Origin of the sequence: Rhodococcus sp. ZPP, from assembly GCF_017656075.1 — a bacterium.
GTDB lineage: Bacteria > Actinomycetota > Actinomycetes > Mycobacteriales > Mycobacteriaceae > Rhodococcus_F > Rhodococcus_F oxybenzonivorans.
The window spans coordinates 1,239,806-1,261,516 of the sequence record NZ_CP058638.1; the positions used below are offsets into that span (position 1 = coordinate 1,239,806).

Here is a 21,711-nt window from a genome sequence, read left to right on the forward strand (position 1 = left end):
TAGATCGTGCGGCGCAAAAACGGTGACTCCAACCACGGGCGTCACCGAACGACCGCGGACCGAAGGAGGCAGGCCATGAGCACTGCAGCTGCGGAGTTCTGCCCCTCGCCGCTACCGCTGACCCGGCGCGACTTCGTCGGGACCAGCGTGCAATCCGCTGCCCTCGCGCACACCCTCCGGCGCACCGTCCGGCCGTTCCTCGACGGCTGGGCCCGCTACCCCGACCTGCCGTGGCCTACCGGGGTGGTCGACTATCTCGGGTACTCCCTCGGCCCCGTCCGCGGGACCCAGCGGAGGCCGATCCGACTCCCCCACTGCCGCGCCGAATGGATCCGCCCCGCCGGCGAGAACGGCAACCGGGCCATCTTGTACCTGCACGGCGGCGCCTTCCTGTGTTGCGGAATCAATTCGCACCGGCAGATGGTGTCTCGTATCTCGACCGAATCCCAGGCGTCCACCTTGAACGTGGCGTACCGGATGATCCCGCAGAATCCCATCCGTGCGGCGGTGGACGACGGGGTCGACGGCTATCGCTGGCTTCTCGCGCACGGCTACACCGCCGATCGGATCGTCATTGCCGGCGACTCCGCTGGCGGTTTCCTGACATTCATGGTGACGCTCGAAGCATTACGGCAGGGACTTCCCCGCCCCGCCGCGGATGTCGCGCTGTCGCCGCTGACCGACCTGGACCCGGTCAACAAGCTGGCGCACCCCAACGCCGACCTGTGCGCGGTGTTCCCCCGCCGTGCGGTCGGCGCGTTGTCGACACTCATCGAACGCCTCGATACCCGCGGCGGGCACCAACCGTCCACCTCCCCCGTGGACGGCGACCTCGCTGCGATGCCGCCCGCGCTGATCCAGACCGGTTCACAGGAAATGGTGTACGTCGACGCGGAGTTGATGTCGCAACGACTCTCCCAGGCGGGTGTCCCGTGCGAACTGCAGATCTGGGAACGCCAGGTGCACGTCTTCCAGGCCGCTGCGGGGCTGCTCCCGGAGGGCAGAAAGGCGATTCGGGAGATCGGCCGCTTCATCCGTGAGTCCACACCCGTGAGCACTTCTGCACACCCCGCTGTTAACAAGTACTCACGGGTGAGTTAGCCGTCACGACGCGAAGAGGATGGCGGACGCAGCGACGGCCGCCCCGGCTCGTGCGGACAGATGCGTGCGGCGGAAGAACCTGTCGAGCAGAGACATCATTACCCCCGGTCGGAGCGATATGGACACCGATCGATCGTGATCGTGGGGGCTGTACCGAACACGGGTTCTCGTCAGCGTGCGCCGAACCCGGCAACTATCGAGCGAACCTTCCGGATGCGCTCGGCGGGCGTACACGTGCGGCGTTGGGGCAGGCCACCCTCTATGGTGGACGCATTTGGACGCCGACGACAGGTAGCGAATGGACGACAGAACCGTAGCGATCGGGGCACTTGCGATTGCCGCTGTATCCGCGGTCTCGGGCCTCATGGTGGGCGCTGCGGGCGGGGTGTTCGACAGCAGTAATGCGTATGTAGCGCCGCCCCCGCTGTCCTCGGAGGGATTGCAGGCCGCCGGTGCTTACAGCGCCGAGCCCGCGACCTACCAGGTTTTCGTGCCACCGACTCCGACGTGGCAGATGGCGGACCTCACCACACCGCGAGCGATCCCGGTCACCACCGAGCCCGCCCCCACCACCACGTTGCCGCCCGCGGCGGCGCCCCTGCCGCCGGCCCCGGTTGCGACGATCGTTCCTCGCCCCACCGTCGAGGTCGCCCCCGTCATCCAGCCTCCGGTCGCCCGGGCGCCCGTCACCCAGACCCCGGTCACCCAGCCCCCGGTCACGCGCGCACCGGTGATCACCACCACCGAGGCGCCCGACGCACGGGCCGCAGCGGGAATTCCGGCCCAACCTGCCCCGACCACCACCACGACGACCCGTCCGGTGATCACCATTCCGCCGGTGACCACCCGTCCGCAGCGCTGAACGTCGCGGACCGTCGCGAAGGTTCGTGATGGTGTGACGCGTCGAGCCGCCTGTAAGGTGGCTTCCCGCCGGATCGGGGGGATCCATTCGGGGACCGAGAGTGGCCGGCATGGGAGGGCTTCACATGAGTGACGAGTACGACCACCGGGCGAGTGGCGAGAACTTCCAGTCGGAGCAGTGGGACCACCGCGCAATCAGAGGCGCCGTCGAGGCGATGTCGCCGGCGATGTCCGAGTCGGTGGCGGCCGCCTGGGACGAGATCGGCCGCCGATTCCAGGACTCGATCACCGCTTTTCATGACGCCACCCGGGGTGCACTCGCGAGCGGGTGGCGGGGACCCGCTGCCGGTGCTGCCGCCTCCGCGATCGACTCCTACGTCGTTGGCGCGCGCCCGGCGGGTGAAGGCTTCCGCGACGTCGGGGCGGCGTTACGGGAGGCGATTGCCGGGGCCGAAGCGGTCCGGGCGGCTGTCGGCGAACCGGTCGGGTACACCACCGACTGGACGCGGGTGATGCCGTGGAATTGGAGCGGTGAAGCCGAATCCGTGGCTGCGGAGGACGCGGCGAAAGCGGCGATGGGCTCTGTCTACTCGTCGGCATACCAGACTGCGGGCGCACAGCTCCCCACCCTGGATGCTCGAATGCCCGACGCAGCCGAGATCACTTCGACGCACGCCGCCGCTACTGGCCAGCCCGTCGGATTCGACTACGGCCCCAACGGAATACACGGGATCCCCAGCGATCCACAGGTAGCAGAAGACACTCGCCCGGAGGACTCTCCTAATGAGCACCGACGAAGCGAAAGCCCTCACGACGATTTCACCGACGCACCCCGACAGCACGAAGTGCCCGCCGGAACGGGCTCAGGGTCCGTGGCGGGTGCGGCCCTGGCGGGCGCCGTCGGCGGCGGGGTCGCTCAGTACGCCAACCGGGTGGTCGCCGCCCACCAGGCGTCGGCAGCCGCGCTTGCCCAGAAGCCGGCTGCGAAGCCTCAGTCGACGGGCACCGGTGAGCAGGCGCCCGCAGAGGTGCCCACGTATCTCGAGAACATCGATCCTGGGAGTCCGGTCATCGGCCCACTACCTCACGTGTCCCCGGCTGTGATCGGCCGCTGAGCGTGACGCAGTGGACGTTGAGCGTCGGGCAGTTCCCGGCGCTGTGGGCGAAGACCGGACAGGATCGTCTCCCGTTCCCCTTCCGTGGTGGGAGCCGACAAGCCGACGCCGCGGAGTATGCAGCCGAGCAGAGCAGAGTCAGGGACGAATTCTCCGGTCCCGAACACGACCACCTCGCGGCCGCGCTCGTGGTACTCGCCGAGCCGGAACTGCGGATCGAGATTTCGGGTTCTCTGGGCGAGGGCAGCAACACCCCGATCCGACTGCTCGGGGCCACGGCCCGAGGGCACGCGATCGCCGCCCAGCAGCATGCCGGCGCCGAAGTGGTGCTCCGCCGCTGCGAGCCCTACGACCTCGCCCGCCAGCTGATTGCCCAGCTTCCGGACGTCGACGCCGGCCACGCCCCCGGCACCGTGGTCACCCGCGCGGAGATGACCGGACGAGCAGAGCGGTCCGTGCGCACCCGCGCGGTGACGAAGCTCCTCGAGCAGTCATCGACGAGCCAGGGCACCATCCTTGTGATCCGGGGTGGGCGGCACTCCTCGCAACCAGTGGGCGGTCTCGCCTGGCGCGACATCGACGGCGACGGTCGCTATCTGGTGTGGGGTGATGCGACGGTGGCGGTGGAGCCGGGCACGTCCTGGGACCTCCTCGCCGCAGTCGACCGGCTGACCGGACGTATCGACGCCGGGCACCCCGTCTGAGCGTTTCGTCCCCTCCCGCGCTGCGGTGTCGGCGTTCGCGACTACCGTGTAGGGCGAAAGTAGGTGACCCGTGGCCGAGCCGGACGGAGCAGACATGCAGGACTTCGATCTGGACGTCAGCGTAAATCGCGATTGGGCCGAGTTCCAGCGTCGCCTCGCCGACTACCTGGCAGCGATGCGCGACGAGGACCTTCTGGTACTCGAATCGGGCTTCGAGGAGCTCGACGAATCTCGTGGACTGATGCCCTGCATCCAATTCGTCGTCTGGGACGGCGACACGGTGCGCTGCGAGGTGCCGTCCAACCACTATCTGCACCCCGACCGCATGTTGTCGGACGCCGAACAGCACTACCTCACCGAGTTGGGCTGGAATCGACCGACCCGCGGTCCGGACGACGAGGCGGACGACGGGTCGCCCGCGTTCTTCGTCGACAAGAAGCAGTCGTGGTCCGATCAGCTCGCCGCGATGACCGTCGCCGCGTTCCGGGACGTGTGGGGAGTGACGCATCCGGCGTTCCTGAGCACCGAAACGTCCAGCACCGACCCGGCAGCAGCATTCGATCCCGTCGCGGTGCGTCCACCCCTGGTCACCCAGCTCGATCCCGCCGCAGCAGTCGTCCCCCGCGACGCGGAGCATCTCCACGAGCTGATTACGCTGTCCCTGGTCCCGATGCTCGGCCTGCTACCCGAGCGGGACCCCGATGGCGACGTTCCGATTCGAGTCGGCAACACCATCCTGTTCATCGGCCCGCTCGCCGACTCGGTGGATGTTCAGCTCTTCGCGCCGCTCATCCACGACATCAGCGACCGCACCCGGGCAGCCGAGGTCACCGCGGATCTCAACCGGACGTGGTCGCGGATCAAGTTCGTGCTGGTGGACGACCGGTTGTCGGCGTTCCTCGAGGTGTCGGGCAATCCGTTCGTCCCGCAGCACCTCACCGACAGCTGCAAGGTGTTCTCCGACTTCCTGAGGACCGTCGACGGTGACTTCGCGGCGCGGTTCGGCGGACAGCTGTTCTTCCGCCGGGACGACGACCCCGACGAGGAGCCGGCCATCATCGTCGAAAGCCGCATGACGGCCGCCGAACTGCCCAACGAACTCCTCACGTTGTTCCACCTCGACCCCGACGGCGACGGCGGTACCGATGCCGCGGTCGTCGCCGACGTCTGTGGTCACGACCGCGACCTCATCGTGTCGCTGCTCAACACCGGTACCGAGTGGGTCGCGCAGCTCCGCCGGGACGCCGACGAATTCCGTCAGCACGCCGAGACGGCGATGGCCGAGACGTCCGATTCGCATGCCGACGGCTGGGAGCGGGTAGTCGGGGATCTGCGTGACGCTCTGCGCACGATCGTCCTTCCACCTCCTCATCCAGCTTCCGAAACGAAGCCCCGGCCGGAGCAGATGGGGCTGTTCAACAACCCGGAAGAGCAGACTCTCTTCGACGACCCGTCGTCCTGACGACCCTCTTCTGTGATTGGTCCGGTCTACGCGAAATGTGGCGTAGTGTCGGCACTATCGGCGCCGTCCAGGTTCCGCTGTTCAGGGATGAGTCCATGGCCGACAAATCGCCCCGCAATTCCATGTCCAAGAAGTCCGGTAAGTCGTTGAAAGAAAAGCGCGCCGACAAGAAGTCGAAGTCGAACGGGCAGGTCGATCCCGAGATCGTCTCGCACGTCAAGAAGCGCTGATCCCCTACCGGTGCGCCGTTGTGGTAGTTCCGACTACCGTGACGGCGCACTGTGCTGTCCCCAGGCCGCACTAGTCGGCCGAGGACTCTCGCCCAACCGGCCCGTCGCCTATATTAGGGTACCCAAAGTGCTCGAAAGGACCCTGCCTCATGCCTCCCACCCTCAGTCGACGTGCCGTGTTGTCCCTGACGTTCGCGACCGTCGCAGGTCTTGCCGTGTCAGCATGCGGCTCGGACAGCGATTCGTCGCCCGCCGCAGCCGGTGAAAACGCCTCCGGCGCAGAGCCGGGCGCCTTTCCGGTCACCATCGACCACGTGCACGGATCCACGACCCTGACCCAGGCACCGACACGGGTCGCTGCTGTCGGCATCGGCGACGCCGACGTCCTGCTGTCCCTCGGCGTGATTCCCGTCCTCGTTCCGGTCTGGAAGGGTTCTGTCGACGACGGTATCGGCCAGTGGGCGGACGCGAGCCTGGGCGGGGCCGACCCGATGGCCCTGGCCAACGCCACCAGCTCATTCGACGTCGAAACGATTGCCGCGTCGGCACCCGACCTCATCGTGGCGGTGAACAATGCGATCAACGAGAGCACGTATCAGCAGCTCAGCGCCATCGCCCCGACCGTGCTCCACGCGGCCGATCAGACCGACTGGGTGCTGCCGTGGCAGGAGGTGACCCAACGGATCGGTGCCGCGGTCGGGCTGCCCGAACGCGCCGCCGAGCAGGTCCGCGAGGTGGAGGAAGACATCGTTCGCGCGCGTACCGCCAACCCTCACTTCGCCGGCAAGTCGGCCGTCCTGGTGACGGTCCGTGGTGACGGGTCGCTGCGTGCCTTCAGTCCCTCAGCTGCTCGCAGCCAGCTGCTGACCCAGCTCGGTTTCGTGCTGCCTGCCGCATTGAGCACCCGCTTCGACAACGCGCTCTACTTCGACGTCTCCCCCGAAAACCTCGACCTCTTGGACGGCGACGTGCTGCTGGTCGACAACTACGACGCGGCCCGCGAGCGGCTCACGTCCCTGCCGGCGTTCACCAATCTCGAGGTCGTGCGATCCGGTGGGCTCGTCGGACTCGATCCCGTCGTGAGCGATGCCGTGTCGATGCCGAACCCGTTGACCATCCCGTTCGTTCTCGACCAGTTCGTCGAGAAGATCAACCGGACACCCGTCGGGGCATAATCGCGCGCACGGCTCCGGCGCGGGCCGTCCACACGGCGAGGGCGGCGGTGGCGGCGAACACGGCAGCGGACACCGCCACCCAGGAGGTGGCCGCTGGGACACGACCGAGGTCGACGAGGTCGAAGATCGTCCCCACCGCCAGCGACCCGAGCAGGCAGAGCATCCCTCCGATCGTGTTGAGCATCCCGAAGTGTGCACCCAGATTGGTCTCGCCGGCGAGGGCGCCGATCGTGTCGCGCATCGGAGGAATCATCAGCATCTGTCCCAGGTGCAGTACGACCACCCACACTGTCAACAGGACGATCTGGATCAGCGGCGCAGCCGCCTGCCCGGCGCCGGCGACCGGAGCGAGGAATGACACGGCGATCAGGGTCAGCCCGCCGAGGATTGCCGCCCGGTGCCCGATGCGGTGGGCACAGGCCACCGTCGGAGTCTGACCGACGATCACGAACACGGCGGCTCCGACGTAGAACCAGCCGAGGGCGGCCTGCGAGCCGAGCCCCCGCTCGAGTTGGTCCGGCAGCATCAGATACAGCTGGCTGTAGGCCAGCAACTGGAAGCTGCACAGCGCGGCGAACACCAGAAAGCTCTTGTTGGTCAGCACACTTCGCCACACGAACCGCAACGTGGTCGCCTCCCGCACTGCCACGGCGGCGTCGTCATCGGCGGGCAGCCAACGGTAGAAACCCACCCACATCGCCGCGAACAACATCGCCGCTGTGACCGCGGTCCACGAGAACGGGAAGGCCAGTAACACCGCCCCCAGAGCGGGCCCGATCACCGTTCCCGTGCGGCTGCACATCTGTTCCATCGCGAAGAGATCCGTGCGGCGCATGACGCCCTGTTCTTGCAGCTTTCTGCCGTACACGGCATTGGCCGACTCGACGGCCGGGGCGAAGAGGGCGGCGGCGACGCCGATCAGCAGTACGCCCACAACCACCGCGATCATCGTGTCCGAGAACCCGAGCACCAGGAAGCCGACCACCCGAATCGCGATCCCCACGAGCACGGCCGGGCGGACGCCGAACCGATCGGCCACGCTGCCGCCCAGAAAGAACATGCCCTGCTGGCTGAACATCCGCAGACCGAGGACGAGCCCGACGGCCCAACCCGCGAAGCCCAGGTCGTCGGACAGGTGGACGGCGAGAAACGGGACCACGAGGTAGAAGCCGACGTTGAACAAGACCATCGACGACAGCAGCAGTTTCACCGGCGGCGGCAACGCCCGTGCCCGAGGAAACACACCCTGGAAGCGGGTAGGCGAAGAAGGAGAAGGCGGCGGCACAACTCACCACCCTATGGCGCACGGGTATTTCTCGGTGCGCCACGTCCGGCCTATCGCGTCGTGGGCACCAACCGCCACAGCGACGTCACTTCCCGAGCGCGCGCGGCATGCAGTGGGTCGGTGCGGTCGGCAACCTTTCCGTGCCGCGGCGTCACGTCGCGGCGTCCGGCGACGGTAAGTCCGGCTTCGTCGAAGAGGACCAGAAGTTGGTCCCGGCCACGCAGTCCCAGATGCTCGGCGATGTCGGAGAGCACGAGCCAGCCCTCGCCCCCGGGTTCGAGGTGCTCGGTCAGACCCGCGAGGAAGCCGCGGAGCATCGCGCTGTCGGGGTCGTAGATGGCGTACTCGATGGGCGAGGTGGGTTTCGCGGGGATCCACGGCGGATTGCACACCACCAAGGGCGCACGACCTTCAGGGAACAAGTCCGCCTCCACCAGCTGCACGCGGTCCGAGTAGCCGAGTCGCTCCAGATTGGCCCGGGCGGAGGCGAGGGCCTTCGAATCAACCTCTGTGGCAAGTATTTTCTTCACGCCGCGGTGGGCGAGTACCGCCGCGAGCACACCCGTTCCGGTGCCGATGTCGAATGCCATCTCGAGCGACGGCAGCGGGGTGTCCGCTACCAGGTCGACGTATTCGCCGCGGATCGGGGAAAACACGCCGTATCCGGGATGAATTCGGGCGCCCAGGGCCGGAATGTCGACGCCCTTCTTCTGCCATTCGTGGGCACCGATGGCGCCGAGCAGGTCGCGCAGGGTGGTGACCGTGGGCTGATCGCTCGGCCCGTAGGCCTCCAGCACGGCCTGCCGCACGTCGGGGGCCCGTCGCAACGGAACGGACTGATCGGCGTCGAACGGGACCAGCAGCATGCCGAGAATGCCCGCCCGCCTCGACTGCGTCTGCCGGTGCAAGTGAAATGCGGTCGCGGGGTCGTCCGAGGCCTTGCGCGGTTTGCGGTCGGTACGCTTCGCGACGGCGACGGACAGTTGCCGGGCATTGTGAAAGTCACCGCGCCACAACAACGCCGTCCCCTCGCAAGCGAGACGGTAGGCCTCGTCGGCCGTCATGGTGTCGTCTGCCACCCGGATCTTCTTCGGCGGCCTCGCACCGCTGGTAGACCGCCACACCGCCGAATGCTCGGTGCCGTCCTCGGTCCAGCGGACGAACTCGTTCTCCATGAGGGAGAGCGTAGGCGCTGCGCGCCCGTGAGTGGTTAACGAGTGCAGGGACTCGTTAACCACTCACGGGCGGAGCCGCCTACCTGGCTGCAGCGATCCGGGCCTCGGCGACGGCGTCGGCTGCGGCGCCGGCGAGGATGCCGTTCCGTCGGGCCGTGTCGAGGATCTCTACGACGGTGTCGAAGATCTTCTCGACCTGCGCGCGGACGTCGGTTGCCGGGGTGCCGATGCGTTCACCGGCCACCTGGATGATGCCGCCGCCGTTGGCGACGTAGTCGGGCACCCAGGTGATGCCGCGTTCGCCGAGGTCGTGCTCGACCGCGGGGTGGGCGAGCTGGTTGTTGGCGGCACCGCAGATCACCTCGGCGGTGATCGCGGCGACGGAGGTGTCGGTCAGGGTTGCGCCCATCGCGCACGGCGCGTACACGTCGAGTTCCTGATCGATGACGCTCGACGCCACCTTCACCTCGGGGAAGTCGCGGACCACCCGATCGAGGGCGGCGGCGTTGACGTCGGTGGCGACCACGGATGCGCCGTCGGCGAGCAGCAGCTTGATCAGCTGGTAGCCGACCTTGCCGGTGCCCTCGACGCCGACGGTGCGCCCGGCGAGGCTGGGGGTCCCCCACGTGGCCTGGGCGCCGGCCTTCATGGCCTGGAAGACACCGAGCGCGGTCATCGGCGCGCTGTCGCCGGATCCGCCGGCGGACGTGTTGCGTCCGACGACGTAGTCGGTGGCGCGGCCCATGACGTCGAGGTCGTCGGAGTTGGTGCCCACGTCACCGGCGGTGATGTACCGGCCGCCGAGGGTCTGAACGAAGCGGGCGTACGCCTCGAGCAGCGCCTCCGACTTGCCGGTGGCCGGGTCGCCGATGATGACGGCCTTGCCGCCGCCGAGGTCCACTCCGGCTATCGCCGACTTGTAGGTCATGCCCCGCGACAGCCGCAGCACGTCCTCGAGCGCGGCGGCCTCGTCGGCGTACGGGTAGAAGCGGGTGCCCCCGAGGGCGGGTCCGAGGGTGGTGTCGTGAATCGCGACAATCGCCTTCAGACCGGTGGCGGGATCCTGGAAGAACGTGACCTGCTCGTGCGCCGAGTCGGCGGGAAAGTCGGTGCGTCCGAAGACACCAGCCTTCTCGGGCAGCGCAGTATCGGTACGTTCGACGGTGAGAGTCATCTTTTCTCAGGACCTTTCCGGAGTGGTGATCGTGATGGCTGAGGTGTCGACGCCGAGTTCGGCGAGACGCTGGAGGTAGACGGCGACGTTGCGGAGTTTCACGTCTTCATAGCCCCGCACGAGGTCGGGTGTTGCGGCGATCTGAGCGGCGGTGTCGTAGTTCTCGGCGGTGAGGTCGGCGATCAGTTCGCTGACCGTCGACTCGTAGTGCGCGAGCAGTTGACGCTCGAGCCGGCGGACCTTGGCGTAGCCGAACGGGTCGAAGGCGGTGCCGCGCAGGAACTTCGCCTTGGCGAGGGCTTTGAGGGCGACGTGCGAGCGTGGCCCGAGTCCGATCTTGTTCTTGCGGCCCATCGCCTTGAGGACGGGCGGATGCAGCTTGTAGGTCAGCTTGCCGGCGCCGGGCACCTCGCCCGCTGCGGCGTCGAGGAAGGCCTGGTCGGTGAGCATCCGGGCCACTTCGTACTCGTCCTTGTAGGCGGTGAGCTTGTGCAGCCCGGCGGCGACGGACTCGCTGAACTCGGTGCGGCTGCCCAGCTCGCGCTCGGCGTCCCACGCCTGTTGCACCAGGGCGATGTAGCGGGCGGCGACCCGGTCACCTTGGAAGGCAACAAGGTTGGCTGCGCGGCGTTCGGTGAGCTCGCGCGTCGTACCGCCGAGGGTGGACCCGGCGAACAGGTGCGTCGGGACGACGGTGTCGCTGCGCTGCGGCACGGCAGCCGAGCTGGTGGCGGCGACGAAGGCTTCCCGGTCGGCGACGGCGACGCGTCCCCAGTGGAAGGCGGCCTTGTTGGACTCGACGGCCACCCCGTTGATTTCGAGGGCTTCCTCGATGAAGCGGGCCGGTACGGGAAGTCCGCCGGCCTGGTAGGCCGCGCCGACCAGCAGGAAGTTGGCGGCGGCGGTGCTGCCGAACAATGCGGTGGCGGCGGCGAGCCCGTCGATCGCGGTCAGTTCGCGGGCCGAGACGTCGAGACGCTCGAGCAGCTTGTCCTCGTCCGGGTAGCGGACGGCGGGGTCGTAGACCATGTCGCCGGTCGGGGTCTGGCTGGTCGATGCGACGGTGATGGTGCGGTCGGAGCTGCCGTATCCGGCGTACTTGGCGTCGGCGGCGGTCAGCAGGTCGAAAGCGAGGACGCAGTCGGCGGTCGCGGGGCTGATCCGGTTGGACGGCGCCGAGCTCGCCGAACTCGTCTTCTGATCACTGAGCCGCAGGTGCGACGTGACGGGTCCGGCCTTCTGGCTGAGACCGGTCTGGTCGAGTCCCTCGACGTGCAGCCCGGCACGCAACGCGGCCATGCCCAGCACCTGGTTGACGGTGACGATGCCGGTACCACCGACACCGGCCATGAACAGGTTGTGCGTTCCGGTCCACACGGCGGGATCGGGGTCGCCGACCTCCGGCGGAACCGGGATCTCGCGCAATGTCTTCGGCGCGCCTTCCTCGGGCAGCTCGACCGTCACGAACGACGGGCAGTCGCCCTCGAGGCAGGAGTAGTCGGTGTTGCAGCTGGTCTGGTCGATCTTGGTCTTGCGACCGAACTCGGTGTCGACGGGCTGCACGGACAGGCAGTTGGACTTCACGCCGCAGTCACCGCAACCCTCGCAAACGGCCTCGTTGATGACGACGCGGGTACGGCGGGCGGGCAATTTGCCGCGCTTGCGCTTGCGGCGGGCCTCGGCGGCGCACTGCTGATCGAAGATCAGCACGGTGACGCCCTCGATGTCCCGCAGGACGCGCTGCGCCTCGTCGAGACGTGTGCGGTCCCACAGCAGCGTGTTGGCCGCGAAGCGGGCACCCTTGTGCCGCTTGGGGTCCTCGGCGCACACAATGATCTGCTTGACGCCCTCGGACGCCAGCTTGTGGGTCAGCTGCGGCACGGTCAGCCCGGCCTCGGCGTCCTGCGCGCCGGTCATCGCGACGGCGGAGTTGTAGAGCACCTTGTAGGTGATGTTGACGCCGGCGGCGACGCATGCCTGCACGGCGAGCTGACCGGAGTGGAAGTAGGTACCGTCGCCGACGTTCTGGAACATGTGCGGGACGTCGGTGAACGGGGCCTGCCCGATCCACTGGGCGCCCTCTCCGCCCATCTGCGTGAGCATCGTGACGGAGCTGTCGGTGCGACCCGACATGGTGACCAGGGTGTGGCAGCCGATGCCACCGCCCGCGATAGAACCCTCGGGCACCGCGGTGGAGCGGTTGTGCGGGCAGCCGGAGCAGAAGTACGGGGTACGCGACGTCGGGAGGACGGTCAGCTCGAGACGCGGCGGCGGGGCCGGCGTCAGCGCGACCCGATCCTTCAGGACGCGGCGCAGCGGCCCGGTGAGGCGGGCGGCGGTGAGTTCACCGTCAACCGGGATCAGCGCCTTGCCCTGCGCGTTCTTCTTGCCCAGCACGGCGGGAGCGCTCGCGGCGCCGTAGAGGATGTCCTTGAGCTGCGACTCGACGAACGGCATCTTCTCCTCGACCACGAGGACCTGCTCGACGCCGTCGGCGAGTTCGCGAACCTTGTCGGCGCCCAGCGGGTAGGGCATGCCGACGCGGAGAATGCGGATGCCGGCGTCCTCGAGTTGGGAGTCGCCGAGACCGAGGTCGAGCAGGGCCTGGCGCAGCGAGTCGTAGGCGGTGCCGACGGCGGCAATGCCCAGCCACGCGCTGCGCGGGTTCACCTCGATCCGGTCGATGTCGTTGGCGGCGTTGAACGCCTCGACCATCGCCCAGCGCGGCCCGTAGAGGTCGGCCTCGGCGTAGACACTGTCGGGCGGGGACGCCAGCACACGCTGCTGATACGACCACGGCCTGCCGTTCCACTCGATCTCGGGGAGCACGATGTCGAGGTCGGCGAAGTTCCGGTCGAGGGTCCACAGTCCGTCGGCCACGTCGGCGACGATCTTCATGCCCGACCAGCAGCCGGAGATCCGCGACAACGCCACCCCGTACAGGCCGAAGGCGATGACCTCCTCGGCGTTGCGCGGGAAGAACACCGGCATGCCCATCGCGGCCATCGACCGCTCGCTGGCGCAGGGGATGGTGGAGGACTTGGCGTTGGGGTCGTCGCCGACCAGGACGAGGACACCGCCGCGGGGGTTGGCGCCGTACATGGCGGCGTGCCGGATGGAGTCGCTGGCGCGGTCGAGACCGGGACCCTTGCCGTACCAGACGCCGACGACACCGTCGTGGGTCCGCTCGCCGGCGGGAAGGTCCACCTGGCTGCCCCAGACCGACGTCGCGGCCAGTTCCTCGTTCATGCCGGGCACGAACTTGACGTCGTGATCGGTGCTCAACGTGGGGATCGCGGCGATGGTGCGGTCGAGGCCGGCGAGGGGGCTGCCCTGGTAGCCGGAGACGAACGTTGCGACGTTCAGTCCCGCGCGGCGGTCGCGTTCGTGCTGCTCCACCAGCTGGCGGGCGATGGCCTGGACACCGGTCATCAACACCGGGCCCGAGTCGGCCCGGTATCGGTCGGCGAGATCAAAGGATGCTGCACTGGTACGAGCGTCGTCTAGCTGAGTCATCTGCGATTCCCGATCCGTCGCGTTGAGCATTTCGTGAGCTTGATCCTGTATCTGGTCTAAGATTTGGTCAACGCAAATCGGTTCAACTGATCAGTTCACGCAACAGGTGACAGTCGTCACTTCCCGGAGGTGCCCAAAGTGCTCAGCATCGACAAGCTCGACGTGCAGTTGCTCGGACTGCTCGGCAAGGACTCACGCATGAGCGTGGCCGAACTCGCCAACTCGCTGGGCGTCGCTCGCAACACCGTCCAGTCCCGGATGAAGCGGATGGAGACCAGCGGACTGCTCACCGGCTTCCGCCCCAACCTCGACCTGGCTCAGGTGGGCATTCCGATTCAGGCCTTCGTCGGACTCGAACTCGAGCAGGGCAAACTCACCGCGGTCGGCAACCGGCTCGTCGATCTGCCGGAAGTCATCGAGATTCATGCGACCACCGGCCGCGAGGACCTGCTGGTGCGCGTGGCCACGTCGACGCACGCCGAACTGCAGAAGCTGCTCGAGAAGATCGCCAATCTCCCCGGGATCACCCACTCCACCACCACGATTGCCCTGACCAGCCCGCTGCCGTATCGGATCCAGCCGTTGCTCGAACACCTCACCGGCGAGTCCGGTTGGGGTCGATCCACGGCCCTGCCGCGTTCGCAACGCTAGGACCGGTGCAGTAGTTTCAGACCATGAGTGAGAGTCAGGGACGGATCGCGTTCATCCAGGCCACGTGGCACCGCAATATCGTCGATCGCGCCCGCGACGGCTTCACCGACGAGGTGGCCACGCTCGGGTACTCGAAGGACCAGCTGGACTTCTTCGAGGTGCCGGGCGCCTTCGAGATTCCGCTCCACGCTCGCCGCCTGGCGCTCATCGGACGATACGACGCCGTCGTGGCGGCTGCGCTCGTGGTCGACGGCGGAATCTACCGGCACGAATTCGTCGCCACCGCCGTGATCGACGGCCTCATGCGGGTGCAGCTCGACACCGATGTGCCGGTGTTCTCGGTGGTGCTCACCCCGCACCACTTCCACGAGCACGAGGAGCACCTCACCTACTTCGGGGAGCACTTCGTCAAGAAGGGCGCCGAGGCCGCGCGCGCCTGCGTCGCCACCGTCAGGTCACTGAAGGCACTGCCCACCGAATAGCCCTGAGCGTGTTGGTCACCCGACGTCGCTACCTGCCCGGCACCTGTCGGTGCTGAAGGTAGAGCAACCAGAACACCGGGGCGCCGACCACACTCGCGACGGTGGCGAAGACGCGCAGTCCGACGTCTCCCTCGCCGAAGGGGGCGATCAGCAGGACCAGCGTGCACACGATCGCGCCGATCAGGCGCCAGTGAGTACCGAGGAATGCCGCGACCCGCGCCCAGACAGTGCGGGCGACGGAGAGCACGGGCGACGCCTTGCCAGGTGCCTGCGCCTGCGATGGTGCCGACGCCACCGCAACCGCCGAGTTATGCGCGGCGGTAATCAACTTCGGAGCGTGGCTGCCCACCGGCGGTGTCTCGCCGTCGGGCTCGCAGCGAAACAGGGCGATACCGAGTGCCTCGGCGTACTCGACGGCGTCGTCGGTGTATCCGGCGGCTGCAAAGTACAGAAGGTCGCGGCCGGAACTCGTGCCGCGGGCGCCGTACAGATTTTGTAGATCCGCCCGGTCTGCGCGTCCGCCGCGCCATTTCACCTGCGCATAGGCCCGCGCCGAATATACGTCGATACCGCCGTCCACACCACCGAGCAGCGCGGTGGCGTCGTGGTACCCGAGTCGCTGCATCTGCTCGGCTGCGTTGACCTCTGCTTCTGCCGCCGTGCGTATGCGTGCCATGCCATTCCTCCCCCACAACTCGTAAACAGTCCTTCCTGTCGAAGGTACCCGGACGTTCGCCCAAAGCAGTTATCTGCGGGCGAACGTCACAGCCAGACCTACGGATTGGGGGCGGTGCAGCGGTTTCCACCGAAGTCGCGGATCGTGGAGGTAGACAGTGTGAGAATCAGGAGTGGTGAGAATCGCTGGTGGCATGGCCGGCGGTGTTCCGTTACCCAGGACGCAGCGTCCAGTAATTAGCTGGTAACTACTGAGCAATGCGGCAGGTGGAGGATGGGGTCGAGACGGTTCCTCCCGGGCCGCTCGGGCACTCGCAGAAGGAGTTGTTTCCCATGACGGATGCACGACCACACGTCGAGCAGTCGCGCCCGGTCCGTCTCGAGGACCGACGCAGCGAACCGGCCGGCGCGGTCTCGACCACCGACCTTGCTGCCGTCGTCGACGCGCTCACGGGCGAGGGCCCCGACGATAATGTCGATTTCTGAGCGCTGCTCTGCGCGTTCGGGTGTCAGGAACCCTTGCCGTAGTCGACACTCAGCCAGTGTTCGGGCCGCATGCGAATGAGGACGGCACTGGCGGCGTCGAAGGACTGTTCCACGAAGGCGTCGACCTCGTCGGCGGGGAGGTACCGGGTGGCGAGGCCACGGATGTCGTCGGCGGTCGGTGACTCGTCGAATGTCGCGGGACCTTCCACGCTGACATACCGATACGGCGGCGTCTCGTCCTGGGCGACGAGACTGTATCGACCCGCCGCCCGGATCAGGCGTTCTTTCAGCGATCCCCGCCCGGTCCACACATAGACCTCACCGCCGGGTTCGTAGCCGTACCAGATGGGAACGGCGAGAGGCGCGCGACCTTCCCTATCGACCGCGATCACGCCCACATGGAGTGCCGCGAGGAACTTTTCACGATCGGCTTTGCTCATGGTCATCTCGGACACGTCGTGCTCCGATCTACTCGATTCGTTCGGATTCGCCGGTGCAGGCAACAGCACCAACTCGCGACGATACGACGGTATTCCGCGCTGTGAGCGGTAAACGAGTCCCTGGACTCCTCAACCACTCACGGGCGGAGCCTCGGCGGCGGCGCGCCGTGCGGCAGGGCGGGGCCGATCGCCGTGAGCGATCCGGCGATTCGTCCCTTCCCCCATCCGAGTCTTTCCCGGTAGCGGCCGATGTGCTCGTCAGCGATGTGCTGACCGTCCGGCAGAGGCGTGGACCGGGGATCGACGTAGAGGGCGTCGACGGGGCAGTACGCCTCGCACATGAAGCACGTCTGGCAGTCGGACTGGCGGGCGATCGCCGGAACCCCCGACTCGGTGCGATCGAAGACGTTGGTGGGGCATGCGTCGACGCACTTGTCGCAGCCGATGCACGCCTCGGCCAGGACCACCTCGATCACGAAGCCACCTGCAATTCTGCACCTTTGAGCGCTCCGGCCGCGGTCCACACTTCGTCCAGGCCGCCGGTGAGGATGTGATGGTGCTGGGCAGGGTCGAGGTCGGGGAAATCAGCTCGCTTGCTCATGCCCCGCGTTTCGGTGCGTGCCAGCGCGGAGTGGTACATCCAGCGGCCGACTGCAGTGATCGCCGCCGCCTGCCGGGCCCGGACCCGTTGGTCACCGGAATCGGCGCCGAGTCCCGAAGATACCGCCGTCCACAACGACTCCAGTTCGTCGAGGGCACCCTGAACACGTCCTCCGTCACGCAGCAAATTCTTCTCGTACGGGAGCAGTTCCGCCTGCGCAGCCGCCACGACGGCCGGGGCATCCACTTCGGATCGCGACGTCGGCCGCAGCCCGGCTCGGCCTACCGCGCGGAGCTCGGACGCGCGAATCCGGCCGGCCGAGCGAGCGAAGCGAGCGGCACCCGTTCCGGCCCAACTGCCCGACGACATCGCCCATGCCGAGTTGTGGCTGCCGCCACCGGTGAACCCTCCGCAGATACGTTCCCGGGTGGCGGCGTCCCCGGCCGCGAATAATCCGGGAACCGTAGTGGCGCAGCTGTCGTCGACCACCTCGATGCCGCCGGTTCCTCGCACGGTGCCTTCGGCGAGCATGCTCACCTCGAAGCGGTCGGTGAACGGGTTGATGCCGCGACGATCGAACTGCAAAAAGAAGTTGGGCTGACCCAGTCGCATCTGTCGCTGCACCACGTCGTCGGCGCGGTCGAGCTGCGCGTAGACCGGCTCGGACAGCAACGTGCGCGCTATCACCGAGCGACCCTTGGTCGAGCCGGCACCCTCGAGGACGCTTCCGTCGGCGCGGAAGAAGGTGGCGTAGCCGTAGTAGGCGGTCTTGGTGATGGTCGAGTTGGCGGGCACGATGGCGTAGGCATTGGAGAATTCCATCCCGGAGAACGTGGCCCCCACCTCCGCCGCCATCAGCGCACCGTCCCCGGTGTCGACGTTGGTGCCGAGCGCGCGGGACAGGAACGCGCAACCGCCGCTGGCGATCACGACCGCGCCGGCAGCGACGCGATAGTCGCGGTGATCCTGACGCTGGTATCCCGCCGCGCCGCGTACCACGCCGTCGGCGTCGACGAGGAGCTCGAGCGCCGGTGAGTGGTCGAGGATCCGGACGCCTGCCCGCTTGATCCACGCCCGCATCCGGCGCATGTACTCGGGTCCCTGCAGTCCGGTGCGGATCTGCTGTCCCGTGTCGGGGTCGACGGGGAACGGGTACCTTCCCTCCTCGCCGAGAAGGTTCATGTTGACGTACGTCTGGTGCAGGACACGGTCCATCCACTGATGGTCGGCGAGGTGACCGCCGAGTGTCTCGCGGCTGGCCTTCGCCTTGGCGCGCTCGGCCGGGTCGGGCTGCACGTACCAGACCCCGGTGCCCGAGGGTGCCGTCGCACCGCTCGTCCCGCAGTACCCCTTGTCGGCGAGGACGACGTCGGCGCCGGACTGGGCGGCGCGCAGAGCCGCCCACGCACCGGCGGGCCCACCGCCGATGACGAGAACGTCGGTACTCAGGTCGAGAAGTTCGGTCATGAAGGACACTCCTGTCGGCGCGGACATCTGCCCCTCCACACTTCACCACGACCGCCGCGCCCGCCATCGTCAGAATCAGCGTGAACCGAACAGGCGGCTCCGCCCCGGGTCGAGGAGTTCAGCGAGGTGCAGCGACGTCCTCGACGGTTCGAGTTGGCGCACCTGCATGTGGCAGCTGAATCCGTCGGTGAGGACTGCGGCCTCGTCGGGGGTTGCGCGGAGGGCCGGGGCGAGGGCTTGTTCGGCCACCTGCATGCTGACGTCGTAGTGCTCGTCCTCGAATCCGAAGTTCCCTGCGACGCCGCAACATCCGGTCGCTTCACGCACCCGCGCCACGCCTACTGCTTGGAGGGCTTTGCGCTGGGTGGCCGCACCGAACACCGCGTACTCGTGGCAATGGGTCTGCACGGTGACGTCTTCCGGCAGCGCGGCGCTCGGTTGCCACCCCGCCGCGACGCGGTCGAGCACCGCACCGGCGAAGCTCTGCACTCTGGCCGCGACCCGTCGTGCGGCGTCGGTGTGGACCAGCTCGGGCAGATCCTTGCGCAGTGCCGCAGCACAACTCGGTTCGAGGACGACGATGGGACGGTCAGTGCCGTCGTCGAGCAGCTCTGCCGCCTTGGTCAGGGTCTTCTTGGCACGATCGAGTTGTCCGGTCGAAATCCAGGTCAGGCCGCAGCATGCGTCGCTTCGACACTGGGAGCTGAGTCCCGCCTGCTCGAGCACCCGCGCGGCCGCGCCGACTACCTGCGGCCGGAAACCCCGCGTGAAGGTGTCGGCGAGCAGCACGACATCTGCGGTCGAATTTCCCGACGTGCTCCCGACCTCACGTCGAATCTGCTTGCGCGACGCGAACTCCGGTAGTTCTCGGTGGGGGGTGATACCGCCCAGGCGGGCAGCGATCTTCGCGAGCCGTCCGGTGGTGAGTTTGTTGACGACGGGAGCCGACCGTTCCGCGGCCCGCAGCCACACCGGCAACCAGCCGAGCGAGTAGTGCGACAGTGGACGAATCCGGCCGCGGTAGTGGTGGTCGAGGAATTCGGCTTTGTAGGTGGCCATGTCGACGCCCACCGGGCAGTCGGTGGAGCACGCCTTACAGGACAGGCACAGGTCCAAGGATTCCTTGACGTCCTCGGAGGCCCAGCCATCGGCGATCGTCGGCGAGTTGCGCACCATCTCCTGGAGGGCACGCGCCCGGCCGCGGGTGGAGTCCTTCTCGTCGCCGGTCGCCCGGAAGCTGGGGCACATCACGCCGCCCGTCGACGCGCGGCAGCGGCCCACGCCGATACAGCCCTGCACCGCGTGGACGAATGGGGCGACGGGCACCTCACTGGTGGGTGTGAGGTCGAAGCTGGTCTGCCAGGGTCGTGGGTCGACGCCGTCGAGCGCGAGACTTCCGAGCAACGGTTCCGGATCGACGATGCTGCCCGGATTGAGCAGCGTGGCCGGATCCCACAGCTGTTTGAACCGGGAGAACGCCGACATCACGGTCGGCGAGTACATGAGCGGTAGCAGCGACGAGCGTGCCCGTCCGTCGCCGTGCTCCCCCGACATCGAACCGCCGAACCGGACGCACAGTTCCGCGGCCCGGTGGATGAACCGCGACATGACGTCCCGGCCTTCCTCGGTGCGCTGATCGAAGTTGATGCGAATATGCATGCAGCCGGCACCGAAGTGGCCGTACATCACTCCGGTGAGGTGGAACTCGGCGAGAAGCGCCTTGATGTCCACCAGGTAGTCGGCGAGTTGATCGGGAGCGACCGCGGAATCTTCCCAGCCGGTCCACGATTCACCGCCCTCGACGAGCCGCGCAGACAACCCGGCGCCGTCCTCACGCACTCGCCACAGCGACGCGCGTTCGGCAGGATCCGCGACCACGCGGGCGTCTACGAGGCGTCCCGCCGCCCGCAGCTTGGATACCAGTTCGGCGCCGCGCCGCTCGACCTCGGCGGAATCGTCCCCGTCGAGATCGACGTACAGCCACGCCGAGCCTGCGGGAAGTCCCACGACGGAGTCGGCTCCGCGGAGGTGTCGCATGGTGTCGACGATCGCCGAGTCGATACCCTCGATCGCCGCCGGTGCATACGCGAGGAGCATCGCATTGTCTCGCGCCGCGTCCACCAGGTCGCGGTAGCCGAGGCACAAGAGCATCGCCGCCGGGGGCACCGGCACCAGCGCCACGGTGGCGGCCACGATCACCGCACACGTCCCCTCGCTGCCGACGAGGGCGCGTGCGACGTCGAATCCGTTCTCCGGCAACAGGTTCGCGAGGTGAAACCCGGACACCTGCCGCGGGATCCGACCGAGCTCGAGCCGGAACTCGGCGAGGTGACTGTCGGCCAGGTCCCGCAGCCCGGTCCCGATCCGTTCCGCTTCGGCCACGGCGGACGCGTCGTCGGGGTCGGTGGCGCGGACGCCGTTCCGGGTCGCCGTCAACCGATGTCCCCCGGCGGTGACGAGGTCGAGAGCGATGACGTGATCCGATGTGCGCCCGTATCGCACGGAGTGGTTGCCGCAGGCATCGTTCCCGATCGCACCACCGACGGTGGCGCGGGACTTACTCGACGGGTCGGGGGCGAAGGTGAAGGCCCCGTCCGTCGCCAGCTGAACCTCTTTCTGCAGGTCCGTGAGCACGATCCCGGGTTCGACGACGGCGGTGCGCGCGGCGGCATCCACCGAGTGGACGGCGGCCATGTGCCGGGAGAAGTCGAGGACCACTCCCCTGCCGATGGCGTTGCCGGCGAGCGAGGTACCGCCGCCACGACTGGTGATGGGTACCGCACGGTCGGTGCATGCCCGGACGATCGACACCACATCGTCCACGGTGCGTGGAAACGCCACGGCCAGCGGCGGCACGCGGTAGTTCGAGGCGTCGAAGGAGTACTCGGCCCGCCGGCGCAACCCGGTGTCGAGGTCGATGCCCCGCGCTGCCAGATCAGCGCGGAGGTCGGCGGCAAGACCGGTCAGCTCAGCCACGCGCGTCCTGCCCCTCCGTCTCGAAGTCCCGTCCAGGAAGCGTAGTCGGCAAGGCCATGGCTACATGGTCGAGTCGCGCCCTGAGATTGTCAACAATCACACGATAGTGGGTGAGCGTCTGTAGCGTGGGTCGAG

The 21,711-nt window shown here is 67.8% G+C and carries 20 protein-coding genes; 10 read left to right on the forward strand and 10 right to left on the reverse strand.

Going from position 1 to position 21,711, the window contains the following annotated elements:
• The first annotated feature begins 75 nt into the window (after positions 1 to 75).
• Positions 76 to 1,101, forward strand: a complete 1,026-nt coding sequence (locus tag HYG77_RS05860) for an alpha/beta hydrolase (protein WP_109328548.1) — start codon at positions 76 to 78, stop codon at positions 1,099 to 1,101.
• Between the two features lie 3 nt (positions 1,102 to 1,104).
• On the opposite strand, the gene HYG77_RS40605 is transcribed toward HYG77_RS05860, so the two are convergent.
• Entirely contained in the window at positions 1,105 to 1,227 is a 123-nt protein-coding gene (locus HYG77_RS40605; RefSeq protein ID WP_280123294.1) for a hypothetical protein, read from the reverse strand.
• Between the two features lie 172 nt (positions 1,228 to 1,399).
• On the opposite strand from HYG77_RS40605, the gene HYG77_RS05865 reads away from it, so the two are divergent.
• The 6 genes from HYG77_RS05865 to HYG77_RS05885 all read left to right on the forward strand — a co-directional run bounded on the left by HYG77_RS05865 (position 1,400) and on the right by HYG77_RS05885 (position 6,648).
• The gene (locus HYG77_RS05865; RefSeq protein ID WP_208962100.1) at positions 1,400 to 1,963 is read left to right on the forward strand and encodes a hypothetical protein; all 564 of its coding nucleotides are present in this window, start codon (positions 1,400 to 1,402) and stop codon (positions 1,961 to 1,963) included.
• 124 nt (positions 1,964 to 2,087) lie between these two features.
• Complete coding sequence (locus HYG77_RS05870) at positions 2,088 to 3,077, forward strand: hypothetical protein (protein WP_208962101.1); 990 nt, start codon at positions 2,088 to 2,090, stop codon at positions 3,075 to 3,077.
• 17 nt (positions 3,078 to 3,094) lie between these two features.
• Positions 3,095 to 3,781, forward strand: coding sequence for an ESX secretion-associated protein EspG (locus HYG77_RS05875; protein WP_244373484.1), 687 nt, complete (start codon positions 3,095 to 3,097; stop codon positions 3,779 to 3,781).
• Positions 3,782 to 3,851: 70 nt separating this feature from the next.
• The gene (locus HYG77_RS05880) at positions 3,852 to 5,243 is read left to right on the forward strand and encodes a hypothetical protein (RefSeq protein WP_208962103.1); all 1,392 of its coding nucleotides are present in this window, start codon (positions 3,852 to 3,854) and stop codon (positions 5,241 to 5,243) included.
• A 95-nt stretch (positions 5,244 to 5,338) separates the two neighbouring features.
• On the forward strand, positions 5,339 to 5,473 hold the full coding sequence (locus tag HYG77_RS40610) for a hypothetical protein (protein WP_257792473.1): 135 nt from the start codon (positions 5,339 to 5,341) through the stop codon (positions 5,471 to 5,473).
• Positions 5,474 to 5,622: 149 nt separating this feature from the next.
• Positions 5,623 to 6,648 carry an ABC transporter substrate-binding protein gene (locus HYG77_RS05885; RefSeq protein ID WP_208962104.1) on the forward strand — a complete coding sequence of 342 codons (1,026 nt, stop codon included), beginning with the start codon at positions 5,623 to 5,625 and terminating at the stop codon, positions 6,646 to 6,648.
• On the opposite strand, the gene HYG77_RS05890 is transcribed toward HYG77_RS05885, so the two are convergent.
• The 4 genes from HYG77_RS05890 to HYG77_RS05905 all read right to left on the reverse strand — a co-directional run bounded on the left by HYG77_RS05890 (position 6,623) and on the right by HYG77_RS05905 (position 13,798).
• Complete coding sequence (locus HYG77_RS05890; RefSeq protein ID WP_244373486.1) at positions 6,623 to 7,891, reverse strand: MFS transporter; 1,269 nt, start codon at positions 7,889 to 7,891, stop codon at positions 6,623 to 6,625. The genes HYG77_RS05885 and HYG77_RS05890 overlap by 26 nt on opposite strands.
• 92 nt (positions 7,892 to 7,983) lie before the next feature.
• On the reverse strand, positions 7,984 to 9,108 hold the full coding sequence (locus HYG77_RS05895) for a class I SAM-dependent methyltransferase (RefSeq protein ID WP_208962105.1): 1,125 nt from the start codon (positions 9,106 to 9,108) through the stop codon (positions 7,984 to 7,986).
• 79 nt (positions 9,109 to 9,187) lie between these two features.
• Positions 9,188 to 10,282 (reverse strand): Glu/Leu/Phe/Val dehydrogenase dimerization domain-containing protein, encoded by a 1,095-nt coding sequence (locus HYG77_RS05900; RefSeq protein ID WP_109328532.1) that lies wholly within the window; start codon positions 10,280 to 10,282, stop codon positions 9,188 to 9,190.
• A gap of 6 nt (positions 10,283 to 10,288) precedes the next feature.
• A complete protein-coding gene (locus HYG77_RS05905; protein WP_348273574.1) occupies positions 10,289 to 13,798 on the reverse strand; it encodes an indolepyruvate ferredoxin oxidoreductase family protein in 3,510 nt (1,169 codons plus the stop codon).
• 138 nt (positions 13,799 to 13,936) lie between these two features.
• Here HYG77_RS05905 and HYG77_RS05910 point away from each other — a divergent pair, with 138 nt between their 5' ends.
• A complete protein-coding gene (locus HYG77_RS05910) occupies positions 13,937 to 14,449 on the forward strand; it encodes an Lrp/AsnC family transcriptional regulator (protein ID WP_109328528.1) in 513 nt (170 codons plus the stop codon).
• Between the two features lie 23 nt (positions 14,450 to 14,472).
• On the forward strand, positions 14,473 to 14,931 hold the full coding sequence (locus HYG77_RS05915; RefSeq protein WP_208962107.1) for a 6,7-dimethyl-8-ribityllumazine synthase: 459 nt from the start codon (positions 14,473 to 14,475) through the stop codon (positions 14,929 to 14,931).
• A gap of 28 nt (positions 14,932 to 14,959) precedes the next feature.
• On the opposite strand, the gene HYG77_RS05920 is transcribed toward HYG77_RS05915, so the two are convergent.
• Entirely contained in the window at positions 14,960 to 15,607 is a 648-nt protein-coding gene (locus HYG77_RS05920) for a restriction endonuclease (RefSeq protein ID WP_208962108.1), read from the reverse strand.
• Positions 15,608 to 15,939: 332 nt separating this feature from the next.
• On the opposite strand from HYG77_RS05920, the gene HYG77_RS05925 reads away from it, so the two are divergent.
• On the forward strand, positions 15,940 to 16,092 hold the full coding sequence (locus HYG77_RS05925; RefSeq protein ID WP_162603204.1) for a hypothetical protein: 153 nt from the start codon (positions 15,940 to 15,942) through the stop codon (positions 16,090 to 16,092).
• A 23-nt stretch (positions 16,093 to 16,115) separates the two neighbouring features.
• Here the strand turns inward: HYG77_RS05925 and HYG77_RS05930 are convergent, their stop codons facing one another.
• From HYG77_RS05930 to HYG77_RS05945, 4 genes are all read right to left on the reverse strand, one after another.
• Complete coding sequence (locus HYG77_RS05930; protein WP_208962109.1) at positions 16,116 to 16,547, reverse strand: pyridoxamine 5'-phosphate oxidase family protein; 432 nt, start codon at positions 16,545 to 16,547, stop codon at positions 16,116 to 16,118.
• A 122-nt stretch (positions 16,548 to 16,669) separates the two neighbouring features.
• Positions 16,670 to 17,008 carry a ferredoxin family protein gene (locus tag HYG77_RS05935; RefSeq protein ID WP_109328521.1) on the reverse strand — a complete coding sequence of 113 codons (339 nt, stop codon included), beginning with the start codon at positions 17,006 to 17,008 and terminating at the stop codon, positions 16,670 to 16,672.
• Complete coding sequence (locus tag HYG77_RS05940) at positions 17,005 to 18,600, reverse strand: FAD-binding protein (RefSeq protein ID WP_208962110.1); 1,596 nt, start codon at positions 18,598 to 18,600, stop codon at positions 17,005 to 17,007. The genes HYG77_RS05935 and HYG77_RS05940 overlap by 4 nt, the downstream gene beginning before the upstream one ends.
• Positions 18,601 to 18,675: 75 nt before the next feature.
• A complete protein-coding gene (locus HYG77_RS05945; RefSeq protein ID WP_208962111.1) occupies positions 18,676 to 21,576 on the reverse strand; it encodes an FAD-binding and (Fe-S)-binding domain-containing protein in 2,901 nt (966 codons plus the stop codon).
• Between the last annotated feature and the right edge of the window lie 135 nt (positions 21,577 to 21,711).